Raw genomic sequence first — 5,535 nt, 5'->3', positions numbered from 1 at the left:
GTTATATATGTTGATTATTTTATATGGATAGTTTTTTTAATTATTACATGACAGGAGGTTTTTCAATGGATATGGATACTTACTATTGGGAAATGGTAAAAAAGAACATTGGTGTCTATTCAAAAGCAGAACAAGAATGTCTTAGGAATAAAAGAGTAATTATCTTTGGATTAGGGGGAGTAGGAGGTTATGAAGCCATCCTTTTTTCTAGAATGGGGGTTGGGCATATTACAGGGGTTGATCCAGATGAATTTGAAATATCTAATATAAACAGACAAATGTTAGCGCTTTCTAGTGTAGTAGGAAAACCAAAAGCAACAGTTGCTGAACAAGTTGTAAAAGATATTTATCCTTATATCTCAACAAACTTTATACAAACAAAAGTAGATGAAGACAACGTGGTGGAATTAATGAAGGGTCATGATATTGTGGTAGAAGCTGTGGATGATATGCCTTCTAGGGTGATTATACATAGAACAGCTAGAGAATTAGGGATACCAAGTGTAGGTATGTCAGGGAGTCCCCCTACAAGAGGGTTCGTTTCTACATTCTTTCCAACTGGGATTCCATATGAAGAGGCGTTGAATGTTTCTGTTGTAGGATCCATATTAACAGATTCAAAGTTAAGGCAGCAAATTGCTGATATTAAGAAAAAAAGAGCATGGTATTCGGTCGAAAAGGGAGCACCAGAAGATTGGGCAAAAGATTTTTGCAACGGAAAAGTAGGATGGATTATTACCCCTATGCGTGCTCATCTTTTATCACTTTTTAGTTTTCATGAAGCAATTCAAGTGCTAACAGGTCGTGAACCTTTAGCTAGAGCACCAAAGGGCATAGTTATAGATGTAGATAGTCTCACTCCTGTTCAGGTAAAAGACGCACCAGAAAACGGTTGGGATTATGCAACATTATAAGGGGGAAGCAAATTTGTTCACTGAAAATTTAAATACACAAAATATATATGAAGAAAGCTTTACACGAAATATTGGTGTAATTTCTATAGAAGAACAGAAGAAATTAAAGAATGCTCGTGTTACTGTAGTGGGTGCTGGAGGAGTAGGGGGGATTACACTTATCCAGTTGGCACGAATGGGGATAGGAAATCTTCATGTGATTGATCAGGATATTTTTGAAGCGAGTAATATTAATCGACAAATGCTTAGCTATATAAGTAAATTAGGGGAGTCAAAGGCACTTGTGGCTCTAGAAACCTTAAAAGACATTAATCCTTTACTACAAGTAAAGATCACACAAGAGTTTGTCACAGAAGATAACGCAAAAAATCTGCTAGCAAATACAGATATCATTATAGATGCTACTGATAATTTGGTCGCAAGAGTTATTATTCACCGTACGGCTCAAGCTTTAGGAATTCCTTCTATCTGGATTGCTGTTACTCCTCCTTTTAGAGGTGGGGTAATGTCATTAACCCCTGAATCTGTCCCTTATGAAATTGCATTAGGATATCCTTCTTATCAACAAGAACTGACGCCTGAAATGCAAAATAGAATTCATAGTTTAAAAGATGGACGGGCTCTGTATTCTATCAAACATGGTGCAGATGAACAGTGGGCGAATAGCTATGTGAAAAAAGATCGCCCATGGGCTGTACTATCTCCTGTTGCAAACACTATAGGGATTTTAGCAAGCTTTGAAGCATTTAAATTTATTGTAAATCGAGAAGATTTACAACCTATTATCAGTCCAAACCTTATACAGATTAACCTTTCACATCCAAATATGGTACAGGTATGTGAACCCGAAAACGGCAGTTGGGATTATACAACTTTATAGAAGAGGTAAAATTTATGGTTTCTTTTCTATTGTTAGGAATTATTTTTATACTTGCTTTGATTGTTAAAGATTATGCACTAGCTATTGCAGCAAGTTTATTAGGTGTGTTATTTGCTATGGGACAAAAAGCTATCTTGTATGCTATTCAGCAATATGCTTTTCCAATTGGTATTTTCTTTCTCATGTTATTTCTTTTAGTTCCCATTACATCAGGGAAGATTTCGAGTGATAACATAATGAGGTTAATTACTTCTCCAATTGGATGGGGATCGATTTTAGCGGGATTTATAGTGTCGTTTATAGGAGGAAAAGGAGTGGGGGTACTACCGTTGAATCCAACTATATTATTGGGTGTTTTAATAGGTACTTTGATGGCTGTATTGTTTACAAAGGGGTTACCGGCGGGGTTAATTATTGCAGCTGGAATAATAGCCATCATTTCTATGAAATGAAAGGGATTTTAAAAATGAAAAAGAATTTGAAATCTATAAGTTTAATAGGAGTATTTTTTATTCTTTTACTGTCTAGCTGTTCTAATCACCAAGAGATTCCAAAGCAGGGCAAAGCATCTAAAATATCAAAAGAAGAATATAAAATCTCACAAGAAGACGAAACATTATTTTTACTTCATAAAAGTATAAATACCAAAAAACAGTATACATCTGACGAAATCATTCTGTTTTTAGAACCGTTTAGCGTTCCTACTGCAGAAGCTTTTGATGTATCAAAATACTCATGGATGGATGCGTATGCTAAAAAAGGATATGACACGTGGGCAATGGATTTTAGAGGATTTGGGCAATCTTCAAGACCGAAAGAAATGTCAGAACCCCCTAACCAAAATAAAACAATCATTCATTTGGACGATGCAACAAAAGATTTAGAAACGGTTGTGAATTGGATTAAACATAAAAGGAATGTAAAAAAAATTCATCTTGTTGGTTGGTCATACGGGGGAGTGGTAGCTGGAAATTATGCAATATCACATTCTGATGATGTTAATACACTTGTTTTATATGGGTACATGCATGGATTTACGCTTCCAATGATGACGGAGCCCTTTGACAATCCGTTACAGCAAGGGGAATTTAATCCTCATGCACCCTCTTATCAAACTGTAGACTTTGATAAAGGAATGCATCACTGGCATATGATGATGGGCGAGAAAAAAATTGTCACAAATGAAGCTATGGATTCTGTAAAAGACGTATTTCTTCATTCAGATCCAATTAGCGAGAAAAATAATGGCATCATTCGCCGACCGATGGGGCCTCTAGAAGATTTATATTCTATTTGGAATAACCGTCCTTTATATGATGCATCTCAGATAACTTCTCCTGTGCTGGTTATTTATGGAGAAGAAGATTTATTTGCCGATAGAGATATGCTATGGAAATTAACTGGGACTAAGCAAAAAAAGGAAGTTGTGATTCCTAATGCAACACACTGGGCAGTATATGAAAAAAATCATGATGTTCTATTTAAAGAAGTATTGAATTTTATAGAAATGAAAGAAGGAAAAAGGGAATGAACAGGGATATAACAATCTTAGATGCTACTTTGCGAGAAGGGGAACAACAATATGATGTTCGCTTTTCAAAGAAAGATAAAATTACATTGGTTCATATGCTTGAGGATTTTGGAATCCGGTTAATTGAAGTTGGACATCCTGGAATTTCTCGTGAAGAAGAAGCGGTTTGCCGAGAAGTTGCGGCGGCTGCAAAACAAGCTGATATTTTAATGCATGCTCGAGCGAAAAAAGAAGAAGTTCATGCTGCATATCGAGCAGGAGCTGATTGGGTAGGGATTTGGGCATCTATTAATCCGATTTCTTTACAAACCAAGTATACAAATCGATCAAAAGATTATGTGATGAAACAAGTGAAACAAGCGATTGAAGAAGCTCGTTACTTAGGCATGAAAATCCGATTCACAATTGAAGATGCTTCCAGAACTACTTGGGAAGATATTTCTTACCTTGGAAAAATTGCATATCAAGCGGGAGCAAATCGAATTAGTTTAGCTGATACGGTGGGAATTTGGGAACCTAATGAGTGTGCAACCATAGTCAAGAAAGCGGTTGAAACATTCCCCTGTGAAATTGAAGTACACCTACATAATGATTTAGGACTAGCACTAGCAAATGCTCTTGCGGCTATTGATGCTGGGGCTTCTGTCATTGATGCAACTTTATGCGGGATAGGTGAACGGGCTGGGATTGTTGATTTACTAAATTTATCTGTTCTGTTATCACAAAAATATAATCAATACTTTCAATTGAAAATGATTCCAGAATTAACACAATCTCTTCAATTGGCTACAGGCTGTAAAGTCGATCATTGGAGACCTATCATTGGAAAAAATGTTTTTACACATACAGCACCTTATCACGTAAAAGCTGTGAATCATAATGTTTTAGCATATGAAGGAATTCAACCTGAAATGATAGGAAGAGTGAGGAAGATACAACAAAAATGGGTAGAACGAAAAGGACCTCGCCTTTCAAAGAATTTACGCGTTAGTAAACCATTTGTAAAAGGGGCATCTGAACTTTTGTATCATAGGGATGGGCCTGGAGAACGATGGGTACAAATGGATTATAGAACAGATGAGCGTGCTTCATTTTATGTAATACAACGTATATTCTGTAATCAGCATATGGACGAAAATTTGGGAGGTCATGTGGATTATCATGCACATCATTGTGATAGTGCTTTTGTGTTTTGGGGTAATAACATAGATGGTACAGGGCTTATATGTGAAGTGGAAATCGAAGGAGACATACAAATCATTGAGAGCCCCGCATCTGTTTTTATTCCATCCGGCTTCAAACATAAATACAAGTACCTTTCAGGTGTAGGAACATACACAAACATTGTACTAGCTCCTAATTATAATTCAAGCTTGTTAGAAGAAAATCTTTCGAAATTATATATATATTAACAAAGATTAGAAACAGATGGGATCCAATAGATTCTTTGAATCCTATCTGTTTTTTTGAATGGCCCCAAAAAGAAGGAATCGTTGCCGTGCCCCTTTAAAAGGATACATAAATATAACGAATCTTCGCTATACCCTTAGTAAAGGTCTCAAGATAAAACCGCTTTCAGTCCTATAAAACTAAGGAGCGGTTTCTTTCCGCCCATCGTAGAAGAATAATCTCATCTGAAGTCTCTCTAGTAGGGTCTTCAGAAAAACAAAAACTGATTGTTAGATCATCCTTTAATTTTTTAAATAATTCTGGTCTCAATAGTTCTGCTTTTTGATTATTTTCAGGCCTTCTTTGCCCTGGTGTACCATCATTTTTAAGTCCGTTTCTTTTGACACCAAAACAGTAGATACCATCGGAATCAGATTTATTCAAATACCTTGTTATAGATTTTTCTAATGCCGACTCTTTATTTATAATTAATTGATTTGGAATAAAAGTAGAAAAATATTGTGTGAATTGTTGAATGATATCTCCTCGATTTTCTTGATCAAAATCGATTTCGAAAAACTCTCTAAACGATTTATAAGTTGGAAAATGTAATTTATATAAATCTGCATACGCACATAAGCTTTCGGAACCATGTCCTTTTTTTATAAATTCCAGTTTAACAATCGCATATGGACTATCCTTAGTTTCTCCTTTTGAATAAACTTTTACTAAAACAATATATTCTCTCTTTTTATAATGAAATAGAAAAGCGTCTACAGCCCAATCTCTTTTCTTTAATTCATCTCGGATAAGTTTTAAAT

General features: G+C 35.5%; 6 protein-coding genes. 5 read left to right on the top strand and 1 reads right to left on the bottom strand.

Annotated elements, in window-relative coordinates:
* Positions 1-65: 65 nt before the first annotated feature.
* The 5 genes from ABWK52_RS25415 to ABWK52_RS25395 are packed head-to-tail and all read left to right on the top strand — an operon-like array spanning position 66 to position 4,737.
* Positions 66-914 (top strand): HesA/MoeB/ThiF family protein, encoded by an 849-nt coding sequence (locus ABWK52_RS25415; protein ID WP_061661753.1) that lies wholly within the window; start codon positions 66-68, stop codon positions 912-914.
* A gap of 13 nt (positions 915-927) precedes the next feature.
* The gene (locus ABWK52_RS25410) at positions 928-1,794 is read left to right on the top strand and encodes a HesA/MoeB/ThiF family protein (RefSeq protein ID WP_047387494.1); all 867 of its coding nucleotides are present in this window, start codon (positions 928-930) and stop codon (positions 1,792-1,794) included.
* A 14-nt stretch (positions 1,795-1,808) separates the two neighbouring features.
* A complete protein-coding gene (locus ABWK52_RS25405; RefSeq protein ID WP_047387493.1) occupies positions 1,809-2,246 on the top strand; it encodes a DUF441 family protein in 438 nt (145 codons plus the stop codon).
* 14 nt (positions 2,247-2,260) lie between these two features.
* Complete coding sequence (locus tag ABWK52_RS25400) at positions 2,261-3,325, top strand: alpha/beta hydrolase (RefSeq protein WP_423243014.1); 1,065 nt, start codon at positions 2,261-2,263, stop codon at positions 3,323-3,325.
* Positions 3,322-4,737 (top strand): homocitrate synthase/isopropylmalate synthase family protein, encoded by a 1,416-nt coding sequence (locus ABWK52_RS25395; protein WP_047387487.1) that lies wholly within the window; start codon positions 3,322-3,324, stop codon positions 4,735-4,737. The genes ABWK52_RS25400 and ABWK52_RS25395 overlap by 4 nt, the downstream gene beginning before the upstream one ends.
* 169 nt (positions 4,738-4,906) lie before the next feature.
* On the opposite strand, the gene ABWK52_RS25390 is transcribed toward ABWK52_RS25395, so the two are convergent.
* The coding region (locus tag ABWK52_RS25390) for a DUF6037 family protein (protein WP_353772211.1) at positions 4,907-5,535 on the bottom strand (629 nt) is incomplete at its 5' end.

The organism is Bacillus sp. AP50 (assembly GCF_040492675.1).
GTDB lineage: Bacteria > Bacillota > Bacilli > Bacillales > Bacillaceae_G > Bacillus_A > Bacillus_A cereus.
The sequence above is the reverse complement of the archived record's forward strand: the minus strand, read 5'-3'. Positions and strand labels throughout refer to the sequence as shown.